The 19,520-nt window shown below is 51.8% G+C and carries 17 protein-coding genes and 3 tRNA genes; 17 read left to right on the top strand and 3 right to left on the bottom strand.

The annotated features are described in order from the left end of the window. Positions 1 to 14 precede the first annotated feature (14 nt). Positions 15 to 491, top strand: coding sequence for a c-type cytochrome (locus tag TALK_RS07675; RefSeq protein WP_085617528.1), 477 nt, complete (start codon positions 15 to 17; stop codon positions 489 to 491). A 76-nt stretch (positions 492 to 567) separates the two neighbouring features. Here TALK_RS07675 and TALK_RS07670 read toward each other — a convergent pair whose 3' ends face one another. Both TALK_RS07670 and TALK_RS07665 read right to left on the bottom strand, forming a co-directional pair. Next, positions 568 to 1,704 (bottom strand): PAS domain-containing sensor histidine kinase, encoded by a 1,137-nt coding sequence (locus TALK_RS07670; RefSeq protein ID WP_245829765.1) that lies wholly within the window; start codon positions 1,702 to 1,704, stop codon positions 568 to 570. A gap of 12 nt (positions 1,705 to 1,716) precedes the next feature. Continuing rightward, positions 1,717 to 3,024, bottom strand: a complete 1,308-nt coding sequence (locus TALK_RS07665; protein ID WP_281251285.1) for a D-amino acid dehydrogenase — start codon at positions 3,022 to 3,024, stop codon at positions 1,717 to 1,719. A 138-nt stretch (positions 3,025 to 3,162) separates the two neighbouring features. On the opposite strand from TALK_RS07665, the gene TALK_RS07660 reads away from it, so the two are divergent. From TALK_RS07660 to TALK_RS07620, 9 genes are all read left to right on the top strand, one after another. Further along, positions 3,163 to 4,620: an NAD(P)H-hydrate dehydratase gene (locus TALK_RS07660; RefSeq protein WP_169714972.1), complete on the top strand. Its 1,458-nt coding sequence runs from the start codon at positions 3,163 to 3,165 to the stop codon at positions 4,618 to 4,620. Positions 4,621 to 4,997: 377 nt separating this feature from the next. After that, positions 4,998 to 5,082: transfer RNA gene (locus TALK_RS07655), tRNA-Leu, on the top strand. 114 nt (positions 5,083 to 5,196) lie between these two features. Next, a complete protein-coding gene (tig, locus tag TALK_RS07650; protein ID WP_085617522.1) occupies positions 5,197 to 6,651 on the top strand; it encodes a trigger factor in 1,455 nt (484 codons plus the stop codon). 46 nt (positions 6,652 to 6,697) lie between these two features. Next, complete coding sequence (gene clpP / locus TALK_RS07645; protein ID WP_085617520.1) at positions 6,698 to 7,327, top strand: ATP-dependent Clp endopeptidase proteolytic subunit ClpP; 630 nt, start codon at positions 6,698 to 6,700, stop codon at positions 7,325 to 7,327. A 303-nt stretch (positions 7,328 to 7,630) separates the two neighbouring features. Then, positions 7,631 to 8,896, top strand: coding sequence for an ATP-dependent Clp protease ATP-binding subunit ClpX (gene clpX, locus TALK_RS07640; RefSeq protein ID WP_085617519.1), 1,266 nt, complete (start codon positions 7,631 to 7,633; stop codon positions 8,894 to 8,896). Positions 8,897 to 9,026: 130 nt separating this feature from the next. Next, positions 9,027 to 11,438: an endopeptidase La gene (lon, locus tag TALK_RS07635; RefSeq protein WP_085617517.1), complete on the top strand. Its 2,412-nt coding sequence runs from the start codon at positions 9,027 to 9,029 to the stop codon at positions 11,436 to 11,438. A gap of 263 nt (positions 11,439 to 11,701) precedes the next feature. Beyond that, a complete protein-coding gene (locus TALK_RS07630; RefSeq protein WP_085617515.1) occupies positions 11,702 to 11,974 on the top strand; it encodes an HU family DNA-binding protein in 273 nt (90 codons plus the stop codon). 110 nt (positions 11,975 to 12,084) lie between these two features. Next, positions 12,085 to 12,161, top strand: a tRNA-Val gene (locus TALK_RS07625). A gap of 284 nt (positions 12,162 to 12,445) precedes the next feature. Beyond that, a complete protein-coding gene (locus tag TALK_RS07620) occupies positions 12,446 to 13,018 on the top strand; it encodes a hypothetical protein (protein ID WP_245829763.1) in 573 nt (190 codons plus the stop codon). Between the two features lie 120 nt (positions 13,019 to 13,138). Here TALK_RS07620 and fliG read toward each other — a convergent pair whose 3' ends face one another. Beyond that, the gene (gene fliG / locus TALK_RS07615) at positions 13,139 to 14,158 is read right to left on the bottom strand and encodes a flagellar motor switch protein FliG (protein WP_085617511.1); all 1,020 of its coding nucleotides are present in this window, start codon (positions 14,156 to 14,158) and stop codon (positions 13,139 to 13,141) included. Between the two features lie 303 nt (positions 14,159 to 14,461). Between fliG and TALK_RS07610 the strand changes: the two genes are divergently transcribed. The 7 genes from TALK_RS07610 to nuoF all read left to right on the top strand — a co-directional run bounded on the left by TALK_RS07610 (position 14,462) and on the right by nuoF (position 19,493). Beyond that, a tRNA-Asp gene (locus TALK_RS07610) sits at positions 14,462 to 14,538 on the top strand. A gap of 288 nt (positions 14,539 to 14,826) precedes the next feature. Then, on the top strand, positions 14,827 to 15,192 hold the full coding sequence (locus TALK_RS07605; protein ID WP_085617509.1) for an NADH-quinone oxidoreductase subunit A: 366 nt from the start codon (positions 14,827 to 14,829) through the stop codon (positions 15,190 to 15,192). Beyond that, entirely contained in the window at positions 15,183 to 15,725 is a 543-nt protein-coding gene (locus TALK_RS07600; RefSeq protein ID WP_085617507.1) for a NuoB/complex I 20 kDa subunit family protein, read from the top strand. The genes TALK_RS07605 and TALK_RS07600 overlap by 10 nt, the downstream gene beginning before the upstream one ends. A 19-nt stretch (positions 15,726 to 15,744) precedes the next feature. Continuing rightward, complete coding sequence (locus tag TALK_RS07595) at positions 15,745 to 16,374, top strand: NADH-quinone oxidoreductase subunit C (RefSeq protein WP_085617505.1); 630 nt, start codon at positions 15,745 to 15,747, stop codon at positions 16,372 to 16,374. Then, on the top strand, positions 16,374 to 17,552 hold the full coding sequence (locus TALK_RS07590; RefSeq protein WP_085617503.1) for an NADH-quinone oxidoreductase subunit D: 1,179 nt from the start codon (positions 16,374 to 16,376) through the stop codon (positions 17,550 to 17,552). Before TALK_RS07595 ends, TALK_RS07590 begins: the two co-directional genes overlap by 1 nt. Continuing rightward, on the top strand, positions 17,549 to 18,211 hold the full coding sequence (gene nuoE / locus TALK_RS07585; RefSeq protein WP_085617501.1) for an NADH-quinone oxidoreductase subunit NuoE: 663 nt from the start codon (positions 17,549 to 17,551) through the stop codon (positions 18,209 to 18,211). The genes TALK_RS07590 and nuoE overlap by 4 nt, the downstream gene beginning before the upstream one ends. A 1-nt stretch (position 18,212) precedes the next feature. Next, complete coding sequence (gene nuoF, locus TALK_RS07580) at positions 18,213 to 19,493, top strand: NADH-quinone oxidoreductase subunit NuoF (protein ID WP_085617499.1); 1,281 nt, start codon at positions 18,213 to 18,215, stop codon at positions 19,491 to 19,493. The last annotated feature ends 27 nt before the right edge of the window (positions 19,494 to 19,520 follow it).

The raw sequence follows: 19,520 nt of genomic DNA, 5'->3' as shown, positions 1-19,520 counted from the left end.
AAGGAAGAAGTTCGGTGAAAAAGAAATTGATTTTTGCCATTGGCGGAGCTGTGTCTGCAATCATCGTGGGAGCTGCCATTTTCTATGGCACAGGCAAGAATGATGATGTTGCACAAATTCGCCTGCAATCTGATGATCTGCAACTGGTTGCAATGGGCAAGAAGGTTTATGACGCCAATTGTGCGTCCTGCCATGGCCGCGACTTTAAGGGCGAAGCCAATTGGCGTAAACGCGGCAAAGACGGCTTGATGCCGGCACCTCCCCATGATGAAACGGGTCATACATGGCATCATCCCGATGGGCTTTTGTTTGCCCTGACCAAATACGGTCCGGCAAAGGTGATTGGTGATGGCTATCAGTCGTCAATGCCGGGGTTTGAAGGTGTCCTGACGGATGATGAAATCATCGGCGCGCTTTCCTATATCAAAAGTCGCTGGCCCGGGGAAATCCGCATGCGCCATGATCAAATGAACCAATCGGCCATGCAATAAGCCGTCAATCAGGCAAGAGGCCCGGCTCTTTATTCGTCGGGCCTTTGTTCTTTCAGTGTTCTTCGCGCTACAGGGGCTAGATACGGGGTAGGGCAATGCGAACAGTTGTCCCCTTGCCGAGGTCGCTTTCGATGCTTAGTCGCCCGCCATGTAGCTCGATTAGAAGCTTTGCCAGTGGCAGACCAAGACCGGTACCGGCACTTTCCTTGACCCCGGTGGGGTGAAGCTGTGAGAATCGGGCAAGGGCACGCGGAATGTCATTGGGACTCATACCCACGCCATTATCCTGAACGGCAAAGCTGATTTCATCATCATGTGCTTTCAGCGAGATCGAAATTTTACCGTGGTCGGGGGTAAATTTTGCAGCATTGCTGAGGATGTTGATCAGGATTTGTTTAAGTTTTAGCCGATCACATTGCATCACTAATGGTTTGCTCGGAAGATCAAGGGTGAGCTTGTGATGGCGTTTTTTGATGTCATCGCGGACAAGCTTTGCGGCTTCCTGTGTGACGGAAACAACGTCTTCTTCGGACAGTTGCAATGCCATGGAACCGTTGGAAAGTTTGGAAACATCCAGAACATTGTTGACCAGTTCCAACAAATGAGTCCCGGCTTCGTGAACATCGCGCCCGCAATCGCGATATCCGTCGGGTAAATCACCCAACACGCCATGTGCAATCAGTTCGGAATTGCCAATGATTGCGTTAAGCGGAGTGCGCAATTCATGGCCCATATTAGCAATGAAGTCTGATTTTGATGCGTTCGAATCGGATCGTTCGCGGTTTTGTTCCATCAATGTCCGCTCGGCCTGTTGTTGCCGATCATTTTCAAGCAAGGTCATCAGAACAGCGGTTCGTGTTTCGGTACCGCCGAAATATTCAAGCGGTGCGATGGACAGGTCACAAACATGGCTGTCATCGTTGGCATTGACCAGAACGATATCCCCGCGCCATGTCCGGCCAGATGCAAAGACGTCATCAATGTCATTGAGAAGGCCTGCGGACAAAAAACCGGCCTTGCGCCCGATCATTTTGTCACGCGCAACCCCGATCAGTTGGGCCATGGCTTCGTTGCATTGCAAAACCTTGCCGCCCCTGTCGCAAATAACCGCAGCATAGGGCAGGGCATCAAGCACAACCTGATCTGCCAATGGTGCGGTTTCGGTGCCAACCGGGTTGTCGTTGATTAAATTTGCCCCTGGTCCCATGGTCATCCAGTCAAACGTTTAAAAACGGTCGATGCCCAGCCCGAGAAGCGAAATATCAGGCGTACGGCCGTCGATTAAATCAGCAACGGCCTTGCCGGACCCACAACTCATGGTCCAGCCCAATGTCCCGTGCCCCGTGTTTAAATACAGATTATCATATTTGGTATCACTAATGACAGGGGCAGAATCAGGTGTTACCGGCCGAAGTCCCGACCAATGTTCGATTGTTGACCGGTCACCGGAATTTGGAAACAGTTCGAATGCCTTATCCATGATCATGCGTTGGCGCCGTTCCGACATTCGAAGGTCATAACCGTCCAGTTCGGCCGTTCCCGCTACCCGCAACCGGTTCCCAAGGCGTGAATAGACCATTTTGACACTGTCATCGATCAGGGCAACTTGCGGTGCACCGTTATATCCGGTGGTGTCGATGCTGATCGAATATCCCTTGCAGGGGTAAACCGGCAAATGAATGCCAAGCGGCTTTAACAAAAGCGGGCTGTAACTACCCAGACACATCAAATAGCAATCGCCCGTGACATCGCCTTGATCGGTGCCGATGGCGGTAATCCGGCCTTGATCACGTTTTATGGCTGTGATGGTGGTGTCGAGCTTGAAGGTCGCACCCTGTTCGACGCAGCGTTTTGCCAAGGATTCGGTAAATTTTCGGGCGTCGCCGCTTTCATCATCGGGGGTAAAGCTGCCGCCGATGATTTTGGCATTGCTGTCACGAAGGGCCGGTTCGATTTCAAGGCATTCTTGCGCGCTGACCATATGGCGGCGAAGCCCGAATTCCTGCATTTGACGGGTTGTTTTCTCGACAGATGCCAGTTCGTCCTCGGTCCGGCAAACATGCAGAATGCCGTGTTCAAGGTGATCATATTCAAGACCAAGTGTCTGGCGCAGATTTTTCAGGCAATCACGGCTGTAAGTTGCAACCCGAAGGGATTTTTCAAGGTTTTCACGTGCGCGTGCTTCGGTGCAATTGCGTAAAAACCGCAAGCCCCATGAAAAAAGCTGCGGATCCCAGCGCATCCGAAATAAAAGTGGTGCCTCTTCGCGGCCCAGCCATTTCAGGATTTGCCCCGGTGTATGTTCATTAGCCCAAGGGGTTGCATGGCACGCGGAAATCTGGCCGCCATTGGCAAAGCTTGTTTCCTGCGCGCTTGCGTGCTGTCGGTCAATAACTGTTACCTGATGACCGTTTTGCAAAAGATACCAGGCCGCTGTCGTCCCGATGACGCCAGCGCCCATCACGACAACATGCATGCCGGAAAAGCCTCGTACGGATAGTTGACTGCGCGTTAGGGGCCGAACACATTTAATTAATGGGTCCTGTTCCTAATCTCTGACTCGCGATTGGGTTTGCAATATACTGATCGTGAAAACAAATAGCTACCGGTGTCTGTTTGATTTCCGGGCAAATTCGGCCATGTGCCAAAACAGCGTTTCTGACAGGTTAATATGCTTGAAATCTTGACCACCGAACAGATGTATGACGCCGACCGCAAAACCATCGAAGCCGGAACCCCCGGTGATGTTTTGATGGAAAATGCCGGGACGGCCGTGGTCGATGAGATCACATCACGTTGGTCGCCGCGATCCGCCACGGTTTTATGTGGTCCGGGGAATAACGGCGGGGACGGCTTTGTCATTGCACGTCTGTTGCGCAATGCTGGATGGTCGGTTCGCCTTGGCTTGTTATGCGATGTCGATAAACTGACGGGGGATGCGGCACTTAATGCCAAACGCTGGGACGGGGCCGTTGAACGCCTTTCGCCAGCGTTGTTGGTCGGGGCCGAATTAATTGTTGATTGCCTGTTTGGGGCAGGACTGGCCCGGGTGATAGACGGTGAAATTGCCGATCTGGTGCACACCGTTAACGCAGGCAATGTGCCGTTGATTGCCGTTGATGTTCCAACCGGGGTCGATGGCAATACTGGCGAGATCCGTGGTGTTGCGATCAAGGCAAATCTGACGGTTACATTCTGTCGGGCAAAACCCGGGCATTATTTGTTGCCGGGGCGTGTTTTGTGCGGTGAATTGGTTATTCGTGATATCGGAATTGCCGATCAAACTGTTCGCGATATCCGTCCGACATTAATGCGCAATGACCCGGCATGTTGGCGCGCAGGCATTCATTGGCCCGATTTGGACGGCCATAAATATCATCGCGGGCATTTGCTGGCGGTTGGCGGGGCGACCATGACCGGCGCGACGCGGCTTGTGGCGCGTGCCGCACGTCGGGTAGGGGCGGGACTTTTGACAGTCGTCGCCGAACCGGCAGCTCTGCCTGTTTATGCATCCGATAGTCCCGGCATCATGACCGCCCCAATCGCAAATCTTGACGAGCTTTTGAAAGATTGTCGCCACAATGCCGTGGTCATTGGGCCGGGGTTCGGAATTGGTGATGAAACGCGGAGCCGGATTATCCAGCTTTTGCATTATTGTCGCTGTACTGTGCTTGATGCTGATGCGCTAACCAGTTTTTCGGAACAACCAAGCACATTATTTTTTGCAATTCAGGGGCCGACAGTCCTGACCCCGCACGAGGGGGAATTTGCCCGCCTGTTCCCCGATATCGAAGGCGACAAGCTAACGCGTGCCCGCGCCGCGGCAAAGCGAAGTGGTGCAACTGTCCTGATTAAAGGTGCAGATACTGTAATTGCTGCACCTGACGGACGTGCCGCAATCAGCGTGATCAATGCACCCTGGTTGGCAACAGCGGGGTCGGGGGATGTTCTGTCGGGGATTATCGGCGGGTTAATGGCGCAGGGTATGGATATGTTTGATGCTGCTTGCATGGCTGTTTGGTTGCATGCACGCGCTGGCGCCGATATTGGACCGGGATTGATTGCCGAAGATATTCCAAAGCATTTGCCCGTTCTGTTGGGGGAGCTTTGGCGATCCTTGCCCAAATAATTTAACAGATCGAACGCAAATGGATTGCGGTCCCGTCATTCGGGGCAAGTCATTCAAGTGACCATAATTGTTGCCCTTTGGATTCTCGTGATTTGGACGGGGTCTTTTGTCACAAAATATTGAAAGATAAATATCTTTCGACGACTTTGGTCTGTGCATCTGTACAAATCAGGGCGGCCAGGACGGTTGTTTGGACCCTGGGGCGACATTTTTCGCACCTGCAGGCAATATTGAAGAATAAAGAAATTCAGCCGGTTTGGATATAAATGTCAGACGGAATGCATTTGGCTAAAAGGCGATGCTTGCATGAGGCAAGCGAAGTTTGTATTAAGGCGCACCCACACCGGTACTGTCGGTGTGTTTTGGTATGCTTATGTGCGGGCGTGGCGGAATTGGTAGACGCGCCAGGTTTAGGTCCTGGTGAAGCAATTCGTGGGGGTTCGAGTCCCTTCGCCCGTACCATAAGCGGACCATAAATTAAGACCATGATGCATATTCGTTTAGTCATATTGACTTTCTGACGTCCGGACTGCGTCGCGTAACGGACATTATTCGAACCAAGCAAAAGAGTTATCTATGCAGGTTACTGAAACCAAAAATGAAGGCCTGGCGCGCGAGTTTAAAGTCGTTGTGCCCGCCGCTCAGATTGAAGAAAAAGTCGTCGCCAAGCTCGACGAGATCAAAGACCAGGTTCGCCTCCCGGGTTTCCGTCCGGGCAAAATTCCGGCGAAACTGCTGCGCCAGCGCTATGGCCAGACTGTCATGGGCGAAGTTCTTGAAACCGCTGTGAACGAAAACACCGGTAAAGTTCTTAACGACAATGACCTGCGCCCGGCTGTTCAGCCGAAAATCGAAGTTACTTCGTTTGAAGAAGGCAAGGATCTTGAATTCGAAATCGTAATCGAAATCATTCCGGCCATCGAACCAATGGACTTCAAAAAGCTGACGCTGACCCGCGAAGTTGTTGAGCTTGATGACGAAAAAGTCAACGAAACGCTTGATCGTATCGCAAAAGCACAGGGCACGACCGAGCCGCTTGCACGCAAGCGCAAGTCGAAAAAAGATGACGTTGTTGTCATCGATTTCCTTGGTAAAATTGGCGGCGAAGCATTCGAGGGCGGCAAAGCCGAAGATTACGAACTCGAACTTGGTTCGAATTCCTTCATCGAAGGTTTCGAAGACCAGTTGACTGGTGTTAACGCCGGTGACGAACTGGTTGTTAAGGTTAAATTCCCTGAAGAATACGGTTCCGCAGAGCTGGCAGGTAAAGATGCCGAGTTCGACGTTACCGTTAAGGAAATCAAGGAAAAGAAACCCGCTGCTCTTGACGATGAACTCGCCAAGAAACTCGGCCAGGAAAGCTTTGATTCGCTTAAAGACGCAATCCGCAAGGATTACGGCCGTGAGTACGAATCGGTTGCCCGTCAGAAAATGAAACGTCAGCTTCTTGATGCTTTGGCTGAAAACCACAGCTTCGAACTGCCGACCAGCTTGGTCGACAACGAACTGGAAGGTATTATCGGCCAGATCAAACAGGCACGTGAAGCCGGTCAGGAAGATGACGAAACCAAAGGCAAGTCTGAAGAAGAATTGACCGCTGAATTCCGCGAAATCGCAGAACGCCGCGTTCTTCTGGGCCTGTTGCTGGCGGAAGTCGGTCGCAAGAACGACATCCAGGTTACCCAGGAAGATGTGAATAAAGTCCTTGTTGCCGAAGCCCAGAAATATCCGGGTCAGGAACAGCAGGTTATTGAATTCTATAAAAATAACCCGCAGGCCTTGCAGGGGCTTCAAGGCCCTGTATATGAAGACAAGGTCGTTGATTACATCGTCGAACTCGCCAAGGTGGAAGAAAAGACCGTTTCGGTTGAAGACCTTCTGAAGCCTGAAGAGGAAGACGAAGCTCCGAAGAAATCGGCTGCCAAGAAGGCACCGGCGAAAAAAGCTGCAGACAAAGAGGCTCCGGCCAAGAAAGCTGCTGCGAAAAAGCCGGCCGCCAAGAAAAAAGCCGACAAATCGGAAGAAAAGTAATCCGTCCGACATACCGGTTTAGGATGCAGCAAGGAGATTGCAGTCGATGATTGAAGCACAGATGAACACGCTCGTGCCGATGGTGGTTGAACAAACCAGCCGTGGTGAACGGGCTTATGACATCTTTTCCCGACTTCTTAAGGAGCGGATTGTCTTCATCAACGGCCAGGTTCATGACGGCATGTCGTCACTGATCTGCGCGCAGTTGCTGCATCTCGAATCGGAAAATCCGGATAAGGATATTTCGATCTATATCAACTCCCCGGGTGGGGTGGTGACGTCGGGATTGGCGATCTATGACACCATGCAATACATCCGTTGTGATGTATCAACGGTGTGCATGGGGCAGGCGGCCTCTATGGGCTCGCTGTTGCTGATGGCGGGTGCAAAGGGCAAGCGTTATAGCCTGCCTAATGCGCGTGTTATGATCCACCAACCATCCGGCGGGTTCCAGGGGCAGGCATCGGATATCGAAATCCATGCTCGCGAAATTCTGGCACTGCGTCAGCGTCTTAATGAGATTTATGTCGAACATACCGGCCGTGATCTTAAGACCATTGAAGACGCGATGGAGCGTGATAACTTCCTGACCCCGGATCAGGCCAAGGAATTTGGCTTGATCGACGAGGTGGTTACCTCGCGTCCGAAACAAGAAACGGACGCGAAAAAAGATTGATCGTTTCATAACGATCCTGTGAAAACGCCCCGGTGTTTGGCCGGGGCGTTTTTTTATGTCTTGCACCGCTTCCGGTTTAAGTCATAGACACAAGGTACTAAGTAGGTTCTGTGACAATGTTTGGAACATGCGCAAACCCATAACGTTCAGGTGATATTGAATGGGGGTTTCGCATCCTTGGGTGAGATCCCATATCAAACATGTGGCCATATGGCCGATAAGTGCAGATTAAACGTTGAGATCGGTATCGTTTACCGGCTAACATAGCGATAAAAGATAACGTCAAACGTAATTGGGGTTTGTATGAGCAAATCGAATAGCGGGGACTCCAAGAACACTCTGTATTGTTCTTTCTGTGGAAAGAGCCAGCACGAGGTTCGCAAGCTCATCGCCGGTCCAACCGTATTCATCTGTGATGAATGCGTAGAGCTTTGCATGGACATCATCCGCGAAGAGCACAAAACCCATCTCGTCAAATCGGCAGACGGGGTGCCTTCTCCGCAAGAGATTTGCAAGGTTCTTGATGATTATGTCATCGGTCAAGGCCATGCGAAGAAAGTTCTCTCTGTCGCGGTTCACAACCATTACAAACGTCTGAATCACGCCAGCAAGAACGAAGATATTGAACTGGCAAAGTCGAACATCATGCTGGTTGGTCCGACCGGTTGCGGTAAAACGCTTCTGGCACAGACCTTGGCACGCATCCTTGATGTGCCGTTCACTATGGCAGATGCAACGACCCTTACCGAAGCGGGTTATGTCGGTGAGGATGTCGAGAATATCATTCTGAAGCTGCTTCAGTCAGCGGATTACAATGTTGAACGTGCGCAGCGCGGCATCGTCTATATCGACGAAGTCGACAAGATTTCGCGCAAGTCTGACAATCCGTCGATCACGCGCGATGTATCGGGCGAGGGTGTGCAGCAGGCTCTTCTGAAGATCATGGAAGGCACGGTTGCTTCGGTTCCACCGCAGGGCGGGCGTAAACATCCGCAGCAGGAATTCCTGCAGGTTGATACGACCAATATCCTGTTCATCGTCGGCGGCGCGTTCGCTGGTCTGGATAAGGTGATTTCGCAACGTGGCAAAGGCAGTGCAATTGGTTTTGGTGCCGATGTCAGAGGCCCGGAAGAACGTCGTACGGGCGATGTCCTGCGCGAAGTCGAACCGGAAGATCTTTTGAAATTCGGTCTTATTCCTGAATTCATTGGTCGTTTGCCGGTTCTGGCCACGCTTGAAGACCTTGATGATGATGCGCTGGTCAAAATCCTGACTGAACCGAAAAACGCACTGATCAAGCAGTATCAACGTCTGTTCGATATGGAAGACGTGAAACTGAGCTTCCAGCCCGAGGCACTTAAGGCGATTGCCGAAAAAGCAATCGATCGCAAGACCGGGGCGCGTGGCCTGCGGTCGATCATGGAAGGCATTTTGCTCGATACCATGTTCGAACTGCCGACCATGGATAGTGTCGAGGAAATTGTGATCAACCGTGACGTCGTTGAAGGAAAGGCAAAGCCATTGCTGATCCATGCTGAACGACGTGAAGGTGTCGAACACAGTGCCTGATTTCTGATCCCGCACCGGCATCCTATTGCGGTGCGGGCATTTCAGATTATCTTTTGAATGTTCGCGTTGCTGGTGGGGCCTATTGCAGGACCCCAGCAACGTTTTGGCTCAGATTAGGGAATAGAACATAATGGTTGATTTGGCGCGTGGCGAAATATATCCGGTTCTGCCGTTGCGCGACATCGTGGTGTTTCCGCACATGATCGTTCCGCTGTTTGTCGGACGTGAAAAATCTGTGCGGGCACTTGAAGATGTTATGCGCGAAGACAAGCAGATCATGCTTGTTACCCAAAAGGATGCGGGTCTTGATGATCCGTCTGTTGGTGATCTGTACGAAGTTGGTACCGTCGCAACCGTTTTGCAGCTGCTTAAGCTGCCGGACGGGACGGTCAAGGTGCTTGTCGAAGGTGGCAAACGTGCCGAGATTTCCGGATTTGTCGATAATCCTGATTTTTTCCAGGCTTATGCCACTATTCGTGACGAAGCGGACGAGGACGATAGCGAGATGGAAGCTCTTGCACGTTCTGTCGTTGGCCAGTTTGAACAGTACATCAAGCTGAATAAGAAAATTCCGCCAGAAGTTCTGGTTTCGGTCAATCAGATCGAAGAACCGGCAAAGCTTGCCGATACGGTGGCATCCCACCTGTCGCTTAAGATTTCCGAAAAACAGGAACTTTTGGAAACCGCCCTTGTTGGTGATCGTCTGGAACGCATTTTCGGTTTCATGGAATCGGAAATCGGTGTCTTGCAGGTCGAAAAGAAGATCCGCAATCGCGTCAAGCGGCAGATGGAGAAAACCCAGCGCGAGTATTATCTGAATGAACAGCTTAAAGCCATTCAGAAGGAACTCGGCGAGGGCGAAGATGGCAAGGATGAAGCTTCTGAAATCGAAGAGAAGCTAAACAAGGCCAAAATGCCCAAAGAGGCCAAGGAAAAAGCCCAGGCCGAACTCAAGAAATTGCGCAATATGAGCCCGATGTCGGCCGAGGCCACCGTGGTGCGTAACTATCTTGACTGGATGGTGTCTCTTCCGTGGAACAAGCGGTCGCGTGTTTCGCTTGATTTGAAAAAGGCCAAAAAGGTTCTCGACAAAGAGCATTACGGTCTTGAGAAGGTCAAAGAACACATTCTTGAATATTTAGCCGTTCAGGCGCGCGTTAAAAAAGTCAAAGGCCCTATCCTTTGCCTTGTCGGTCCTCCGGGCGTTGGTAAAACATCGCTGGGTAAATCGATGGCCAATGCGACCGGGCGCGCGTTTGTGCGCATGTCGCTTGGCGGGGTTCGGGACGAATCCGAAATTCGTGGTCATCGCCGGACTTATATCGGTTCCATGCCGGGCAAGATTGTTCAGGGCATGAAAAAGGCGAAATATTCTAACCCGCTGTTCCTTCTCGATGAGATTGAAAAAATGGGTTCGGATTTCCGCGGCGATCCGGCTTCTGCCTTGTTGGAAGTTCTCGATCCGGAACAGAATTCGACCTTTAACGATCACTATCTGGAGGTCGATTATGATCTTTCGGATGTGATGTTTGTGACCACGGCCAACAGCCTGCGTATGCAGCAGCCGTTGCTTGACCGTATGGAAATCATTCGTATCTCGGGTTACACCGAGGATGAAAAGGTCGAAATTGCCAAGCGCCATCTGATCCCGAAACAGGTCAAGGATAGCGGCCTGAGAAAAGACGAGTGGAGCATTTCCGACGACGCTGTTCGCGATTTGATTCGTTATTACACCCGCGAAGCCGGTGTGCGTAGCTTGGAACGTGAACTTGCAAGGCTTACCCGCAAGGCGACCAAGCGGATCATGCTTGAAAGCATCACCTCGGTGCGTGTGACACCGCGCACTCTTGGAAAATATGCCGGTATTCGCAAATTCCGTTACGGCGAAACCGAAGGCGAAGATCAGGTCGGTGTTGTTACCGGTCTGGCTTATACCGAATTTGGCGGCGATTTGTTGCAGATTGAATCGGTCACTGTACCGGGCAAGGGCAACATGAAAACCACCGGTAAACTCGGTGAAGTCATGACAGAATCGATCCAGGCGGCGACCTCGTTTGTGCGTTCGCGTGCGACTCAGTTCGGGATTAAGCCGACCCTGTTCCAGAAACGCGACATTCACGTTCACGTTCCCGAAGGCGCGATCCCGAAAGATGGTCCGTCGGCTGGTGTTGGTATGGTGACGTCGGTTGTTTCGGTTCTGACCGGAAACCCGGTGCGCAAGGACGTCGCGATGACAGGGGAAGTAACCCTGCGTGGCCGTGTGCTTGCGATTGGCGGTTTGAAAGAAAAACTTCTGGCGGCTTTGCGCGGCGGTGTGAAAATCGTCCTGATCCCGCAGGAAAATGAAAAAGATCTGGAAGAGATTCCGGACAACGTTAAACGTGGCATGAAAATCATTCCTGTTTCCCATGTTGACGAGGTTCTTCGTCATGCATTGGTCAATCCTTTGGTCCCGATTGAGTGGGAAGAAGAGGTGGACGATGTTGCTGTTAAATCCAAAGACGGCGAAGAATCGGAAATCGGTGGTGTGACTACGCACTGATTGACGTTAAAAACGTTCAAATTCCGGGGGAGATGGCTATGTCATCTCCCCTTTTCTGTGGATAACTTTGACCAAGAATCGACACAGGTGCAGACTGGTGTGGCTGTAAAGCCGAAAAAAATCAAAAAAACGCTCAAAACCGCAGAAAACTGCGTCTCTCGCATTGACGTGATGTTTGCGACCTGCTTACACTGCCCATGCAACAGGTTTGGGGCAAACCAAATTTCCTTATAACTCCGAACGTCCAACAAGGGGGCCAGGAAGTGAATAAAAACGATCTTATTGGAAGTGTAGCTGCTAAAGCTGATCTGTCCAAAGCCGACGCTGGTAAAGCCGTTGACGCTGTTTTCGATTCCATTACCGAATCACTCAAAGGCGGTGACGAAGTTCGTCTCGTCGGTTTCGGTACCTTCGCTGTCGCTGCTCGCGCGGCTTCAAAAGGTCGCAACCCGCGCACCGGTGAAGAAATCGATATTCCGGCATCGAAACAGCCTAAATTCAAGGCTGGCAAGGGTCTTAAGGACGCAGTCAACTAAGCTTGACGATGTTCTGAAAAAAAATGCCGGTGACAAGCGTCACCGGCATTGCTTTTTCAAAATAGCATGTTATGTTCCGCCCGCTTCCGCAAAACGGGGCAACAAATTAAGGGTGATTAGCTCAGCTGGTTAGAGCATCTCGTTTACACCGAGAGGGTCGGGAGTTCGAATCTCTCATCACCCACCATTCTTGCAAAAGTCGGCCTTTGGCCGGCTTTTTGCGTTTTGGGGCATATTGTTTGTTTTGCGAATCCAGCATTTGTTTTTGGGCTGGCCTCGTATCACCAGCGGGGCGGTGATTAATCCCGGCGGTTGACGTGTTGCTGTGCGACAGGCAATCTTTTGCAAAATAATGCAGTCAGGAAACCGCCAACAATGACGATATCCTCTGAAACGCCTTTCAGCACGTTTGTGGCCACGGTCAGGGTTTTGGTTGCCGCAGCGCGGCATTTCACCCAAAGAGGGCTCTTGGTGGCGATAATCGCCCCCCTGATGCTGGTTGGCTGTTATCTGCCTGATGCATTCACCATTGATCTTAATGTCGATCAGAACGGCGATTACCGCCTTAGTTATCGTGGGCACTTGGTGCAGCCGACGATAACCGAGGGCTTGATGAATGGCTCGATCGATGAGGATGATGAGAAAAAGCGGGTTGAAATCGTGCTGGCGGATCTCAAACGCGATTCCGGTGTCAAACAGCTGACCTATCAGGGCAATGGTATTTTCAATATTGTCTATGAGCGACGCAGCAATATTATCCGCGATAAAAGCTATGTTTTTGTGCGCCGCAATTCACGAATCCTCGAAATGTTCTTTCGGGCAGAATCGAATACCGTTGAAATTCGCGGCGGTTTTGTCCCTGATCAGTATGAGGAGCGCCTGAACGCGCTTGGCTATCAGATGACCGGCAAGATCGAAATTCGGACAACGGCCGGCGTGCGCAGTCATAATGCGGCTGAGTTCCTGAATACGGGCGGTCAGAATCGATTGCGCTGGGAAATCAAATCAATCACCGACCCGGTTCCGAATGTCATCATCGGATAACCCCGGTGGTACGGTCGGGCAGGGGCCTTGTCCCTATGTCGCCAAATATAACATCTGAACAAAAAAGGGACAGCAAGTTGCTGTCCCGTAATGGTTTTTGATGTTTGTGGGGTGATATCGTTAAAACACCATTTCGTCCTCGCCCCCGCCTTCGGAGATGACGATCTGTCCCTGTGCAGCCAGTTCCTTGGCCAGTTGGACAATCATCATTTGCGATTCTTCAACATCGGACAGGCGCACCGGACCTAACGCATCCATATCTTCGCGCATCATTTTGCCAGCGCGTTCGGACATGTTCTTGAAGAACAGTTCGCGCATCGCGTCGGTCGATCCCTTGAGAGCCAATGCAAGCTTGTCTTTCTCGACCTGACGCAGCAGCGTTTGAACGCCGTTGTTGTCGAGGCGAGCAAGGTCTTCGAAGGTGAACATAAGAGCCTTGATCTTTTCCGCAGAGTCGCGGTTGCGTTCCTCGAGTGCGGTAAGGAACCGATCCTGGCTTTGCCGGTCAAGGCTGTTGAAGATATCGGCCATAAGTTCGTGGTTGTCGCCACGTGACCCGCGCGCAAGGTTCGACATGAACTCGGTACGAAGTGTTTTTTCGATGTTGTCGAGTACTTCTTTCTGCACAGCCTCCATGCGCAACATACGCATGATAACCTCCATCGAGAAGTTTTCCGGCAACAGGGAAAGCACTGCGGCCGAGTGCCCGGGTTTCAGCTTTGAAAGCACCACGCCCACGGTTTGCGGGTATTCGTTTTTCAAATAGTTGGCGAGAACGGCTTCGTTCACGTTGTTGAGCTTGTCCCACATGGTGCGACCCGCGGGACCGCGAATCTCTTCCATGATGCCGTTTACGCGGTCCTCGTTGAGGACTTTGGACAACAATCGTTCGGTTGTATCGAACGAGCCAACGAGCGAACCAGTTGATGATAGCTGATCTGCAAATTCGACAAACAGGCGTTCGACGACATTGGATCCGATGGTACCAAGGCTCGACATCGTCTGGGAAATCTCTTTGATTTCCTCGTCATCCATCATGCTGAACATTTTGGTGGCGTGTTCTTCACCAAGTGCCAACATCAGAATCGCGGCTTTTTCCGGGCCTGCCAGCGATCTGTATTCCTCTTTTACGCGCCCCACTGGTGATCTTCTCCGTCACTTGCGTTTATTCGCTTGCGCAAAACTGTCTGTTCGATTGCGCCAGAGAATATAATCTATTTATCAACAATTCTATAAAAGCCGACACGATGATGCAAAGGTAACCGGCGAATCCTATGTCGGAAGTTGTTGGAAACAAGATATTTGTCCGAAACTTGGGGGCTGTGATGCACTTCACTGGGCGAGGAACGCGCGCCCAATTGACGAGAAGGTTGAAAACGCTTGTATCAGCTTGACTTGCCATAGGTGCTGGTCTAACAAAGGCGCGCTAAATGCTGGTCATTTGGGGGCGTAGCTCAGTTGGTTAGAGCGCCGGCCTGTCACGCCGGAGGTCGCGGGTTCAAGTCCCGTCGCTCCCGCCATGATCATGCAGTCTGTTGTCTTACTTTGGACGTTTCGCCCTTTCCGCGATCATTTTTTCATGTGTTGCTGGTTTGCTTCGCAAGAAAAGGCCTTGATCATGGGCTGCTGCGCCCCGATATCGGACAACAGGGATTGGCAAAAAGATTAGGAAGTTTCCGGCCTTAGGCGGTGTTAAAACGGCTTGCGGGGCTGGAACTTGTGCGGTGCATACGTTATGGTGCGCCGTTATGGACCAGGTGGGGACCTGGTCGGGTCAAAAGAGGCCTGTTCTTGAGAGGTCAGTAGAGATGCAAGAGCTTCTTTCGGAATATCTTCCGATCCTGATTTTCATTGGGATCGCCGTCGGACTCTCGGCGGTAATCGTCATCGCGTCGCTGGTTTTGGCCAAGCAGGCCCCTGATGTTGAAAAACTGTCCGCATACGAATGCGGTTTTGCGCCGTTCGAGGATGCGCGCATCAAGTTCGACGTCCGGTTCTATTTGGTCGCAATCTTGTTCATCATTTTCGATCTGGAAGTTGCGTTCCTGTTTCCATGGGCTGTGACCCTTGGTGACATTGGCCACTTCGGGTTCTTCTCTATGGTGATTTTCCTGGCTGTGCTGACGGTCGGATTTGTCTACGAATGGAAGAAGGGAGCTTTGGAATGGGAGTGAGCACCAATACAGGCGCCCCCCTGGTGCCCGGTCAGGATCAGGATGTTCTGCTTAAGGGTGTGTTTGACGAGATGAATGACAAGGGCTTTGTCCTTGCCAATCTCGATAAACTCGCAAGCTGGGCGAGCACCGGTTCTTTGTGGCCGATGACGTTTGGTCTGGCCTGTTGTGCTGTGGAAATGATGCATGCTGCGGCGTCGCGCTATGACCTGGACCGTTACGGTTTGGTGTTCCGGCCGAGTCCGCGTCAGTCTGACGTGATGATTGTTGCCGGTACGCTGACCAACAAGATGGCGCCGGCGCTGCGCAAGGTCTACGACCAGATGGCCGAACCCCGCTGGGTGATCTCTATGGGGTCCTGCGCAAATGGCGGCGGCTACTATCATTATTCCTATTCGGTGGTGCGCGGTTGTGATCGCGTTGTTCCGGTGGATATATATGTTCCGGGGTGCCCGCCGACAGCCGAAGCGCTGATCTACGGTATTTTGCAGTTGCAAAAGAAAATCCGCCGTACCGGTGTCCTGACACGCTGATCCTTAATAGGGGGCTTGCATGAGCGAAGTGCTCAGCGATAACGGCGCCGCGCTAAAAGATCTTAAAGATCTTGTGGTGTCCCAGTTTTCCGATAACGTTCTGGAAACCCAGTATCGTTATGGTGAACTGTCCATCGTGGTTAAACGCGATTCTATTCTTAAAGTTCTGACTTTCCTCCGCGATGATGCGGGCTGCTTGTTCAAGCAGCTTATCGATATTTGCGGTGTTGATTATCCCGAACGCGCCGAGCGTTTTGACGTCGTTTACCATCTGCTCTCGCTCAAGCATAATCTGCGTGTGCGTGTAAAGGTTCACACCGACGAAGATACCCCGGTGCCAAGTACCGTTTCCCTCTTCAGCGCCGCCAATTGGTTTGAGCGCGAGGCATGGGATCTTTACGGCATTTTCTTTGATAATCATCCCGATCCACGCCGTATCCTGACGGACTATGGTTTTGAAGGACATCCGCTTCGCAAGGATTTCCCGCTGACCGGTTATGTCGAGGTTCGCTATGATGACGAGCAAAAGCGCGTTGTCTATGAACCGGTGAAGCTGGTGCAGGATTTCCGTAACTTTGATTTCGAAAGCCCATGGGAAGGCATCCAGCATGTCTTGCCGGGTGACGAAAAGGCGGAGGACAAAGTCTGATGTCCGAGCAAAAAATCAAAAACATGACCATGAACTTCGGCCCGCAGCACCCTGCGGCGCACGGTGTTTTGCGTCTGGTTCTTGAAATGGATGGCGAAGTTATTGAACGCGCCGATCCGCATATTGGTCTGCTGCACCGTGGTACGGAAAAGCTGATCGAATATAAAAACTATATTCAGGCGACCCCGTATTTCGACCGCCTCGACTATGTCGCACCAATGAACCAGGAACATGCTTATTGCCTGGCCATTGAAAAGCTGATGGGTGTCGAAGTGCCGAAACGTGCCCAATATATCCGCGTTCTGTATGCGGAAATGGGTCGTATTCTGAACCATCTTCTTAACCTGACGGCATTTGCACTCGACGTTGGTGCGATGACCCCGCTTTTGTGGGGCTTCGAGGAACGCGAAAAGCTCATGGAATTCTATGAGCGTGCATGTGGTGCGCGTCTTCATGCCAATTATTTCCGTCCGGGGGGCGTTGCTGCCGATCTTCCGGCGGGGCTTTTGGCTGATATTGATGCCTGGTGTGATCAGTTTCCGAAATTCGTCAATGATTTCGACCGTGTTCTGACCGGCAACCGTATCTTCAAACAGCGAACCGTTGATATCGGAACCGTTTCGGCCGAAGAAGCCCTTGATTGGGGCTTTACCGGTCCGAACATCCGGGCATCGGGTATGGCATGGGATCTGCGTAAGTCGCAGCCTTACGACTCCTACGAAGAATTCGATTTCGACATTCCAATTGGCAAGAATGGCGACTGCTATGATCGCTTCCTGGTGCGTTTCGAAGAAATGAACCAGTCGCTTAAGATCATGAAGCAGGCGATCAAGGAAATGCCGGATGGTGCCGTGATCGTTGAAAACAACAAGGTGGCTCCGCCGTCGCGTTCCGATATGAAACGCTCGATGGAAGCCCTGATCCATCACTTCAAACTCTTTACCGAAGGTTTCCACGTTCCGGCAGGTGAATGCTATGCTGCGGTCGAGGCACCAAAGGGTGAGTTTGGCGTGTATCTCGTTTCGGATGGCTCGAACCGTCCGTATCGCTGCAAAATTCGCGCACCCGGGTTCCCGCACCTTCAGGGCCTCGACTTCATGTCCAAAGGTCACATGCTGGCCGATGTCGTTGCCAATATCGGGTCGCTTGATATCGTTTTCGGTGAGATTGACCGATGAGCCATTTAAGAAGACCAGCTCCGAGAGAGCTTCAGCCTATCAGCTTCGCGTTTTCCCCGGAAAACATGGAGAAGGCGAAAAAAATTATCGCCAAGTATCCGGAAGGCCGCCAGCAAAGTGCGGTCATGCCGCTGCTTGATCTGGCACAGCGTCAGACCGAAGGTAACTGGGTTCCGACCGTCGCAATGGATTACATTGCCGATATGCTCGAAATGCCAGCCATTCGTGTCTATGAGGTGGCGACCTTCTATACGATGTATAATCTTGCCCCCGTGGGTAAGAACTTCATCCAGGTCTGCACCACGACGCCGTGCTGGCTTCGCGGTTCGGCCGATGTCGTCAAGACCTGCAAGCAGGAACTTGGCATTGATATTGGTGAAACCACGGAAGACGGCAAGTTCACTTTGATCGAAGTTGAATGCCTTGGGGCGTGCGTTAACGCACCAATGATGCAAGTCAACGACGATTTTTATGAAGACTTGAACGCCGATACCACCAAATCGATCCTTGAAGCCCTGAAAAAGGGTGAAAAGCCAAAAGCCGGTCCGCAGATCGGCCGTAAAGGCTGTGAGCCGATTGAGGGTCCCAAGGTTCTGAAAGCATTTTGTGGCTGTGGCGCTGCCGACCAGTCTGCTGATGCAAGCGAAGGGGAAGCCTGAGATGCTGCAGGACAAGGATCGTATCTTTACCAACCTGTATGGTTTTCAGGACTTCGGTCTTAAAGCTGCACAGGCACGTGGCAACTGGGACGGCACCAAGGCCCTGATCGACAAAGGGCGCGACTGGATCATCAGCGAGATGAAATCATCCGGTCTGCGTGGTCGCGGGGGCGCAGGTTTCCCGACGGGCTTGAAATGGTCGTTCATGCCCAAGGAATCTGATGGTCGTCCGAGCTACCTTGTGGTGAATGCTGACGAGGGCGAGCCGGGCACCTGTAAAGACCGCGAGATCATGCGTAATGATCCGCATACTCTGATTGAAGGGTGTCTTCTGGCTGCTTTCGCGATGAATGCTCATGCCGGGTATATTTATATCCGCGGTGAATTTTATCACGAAGCATCAAACCTGCAGCTTGCAATTGATCAGGCCTACGAAGCCGGTCTTCTTGGCAAGAATGCCTGTGGTTCGGGCTGGGACTTTGATCTTTACGTGCATCTTGGTGCCGGTGCTTACATCTGTGGCGAAGAAACCGCCCTGATCGAAAGCCTTGAAGGTAAAAAAGGTCAGCCGCGTCTTAAGCCGCCATTTCCGGCGAATGCCGGTCTGTATGGTTGCCCGACGACGGTGAACAACGTCGAATCGATTGCTGTGGTGCCGGAAATCCTGCGTCGCGGCGGGGCATGGTTCACCGGTTTTGGCCGTGAAAATAACCATGGCACCAAACTGTTTGCGATTTCGGGTCATGTTAATCAGCCTTGCACCGTGGAAGAATCCATGAGCATCCCGCTGCGTGAACTGATCGAAAAGCATTGCGGCGGCGTTCGTGGCGGCTGGGACAACCTTTTGGCTGTGATTCCCGGCGGTTCTTCGGTTCCGTTGATAACCAAAGATATTTGCGACGACGTGCTGATGGATTTCGATGCTCTGCGTGCAGTGGGATCGGGGCTTGGCACGGCGGCTGTGATCGTGATGGATAAATCCACTGATATTGTCTATGCGATTGCGCGTTTGTCTGAATTCTACAAACATGAAAGCTGTGGTCAGTGCACGCCGTGCCGTGAAGGTACTGGTTGGATGGCGCGTATTATGTCGCGTATGGTCCGCGGCGAGGCTACGCTTGATGAAATTGATCTGTTGTGGGATGTGACCAAGCAGGTTGAAGGCCACACCATTTGTGCGCTTGGCGATGCTGCTGCATGGCCAATCCAGGGTTTGATCCGTCACTTCCGTCCCGAAATGGAACGTCGGATCAAAGAATATCGCGCACGGATTGCGGCCTGAGAGAGACCTGTTGAGAGGGATTGAGAC

The sequence above is a fragment of the Thalassospira alkalitolerans genome (assembly GCF_002115745.1).
In the GTDB taxonomy this organism is placed as follows: domain Bacteria; phylum Pseudomonadota; class Alphaproteobacteria; order Rhodospirillales; family Thalassospiraceae; genus Thalassospira; species Thalassospira alkalitolerans.
Note: the sequence above shows the minus strand (reverse complement) of the source record. Positions and strands in the feature narration are given on the sequence as shown.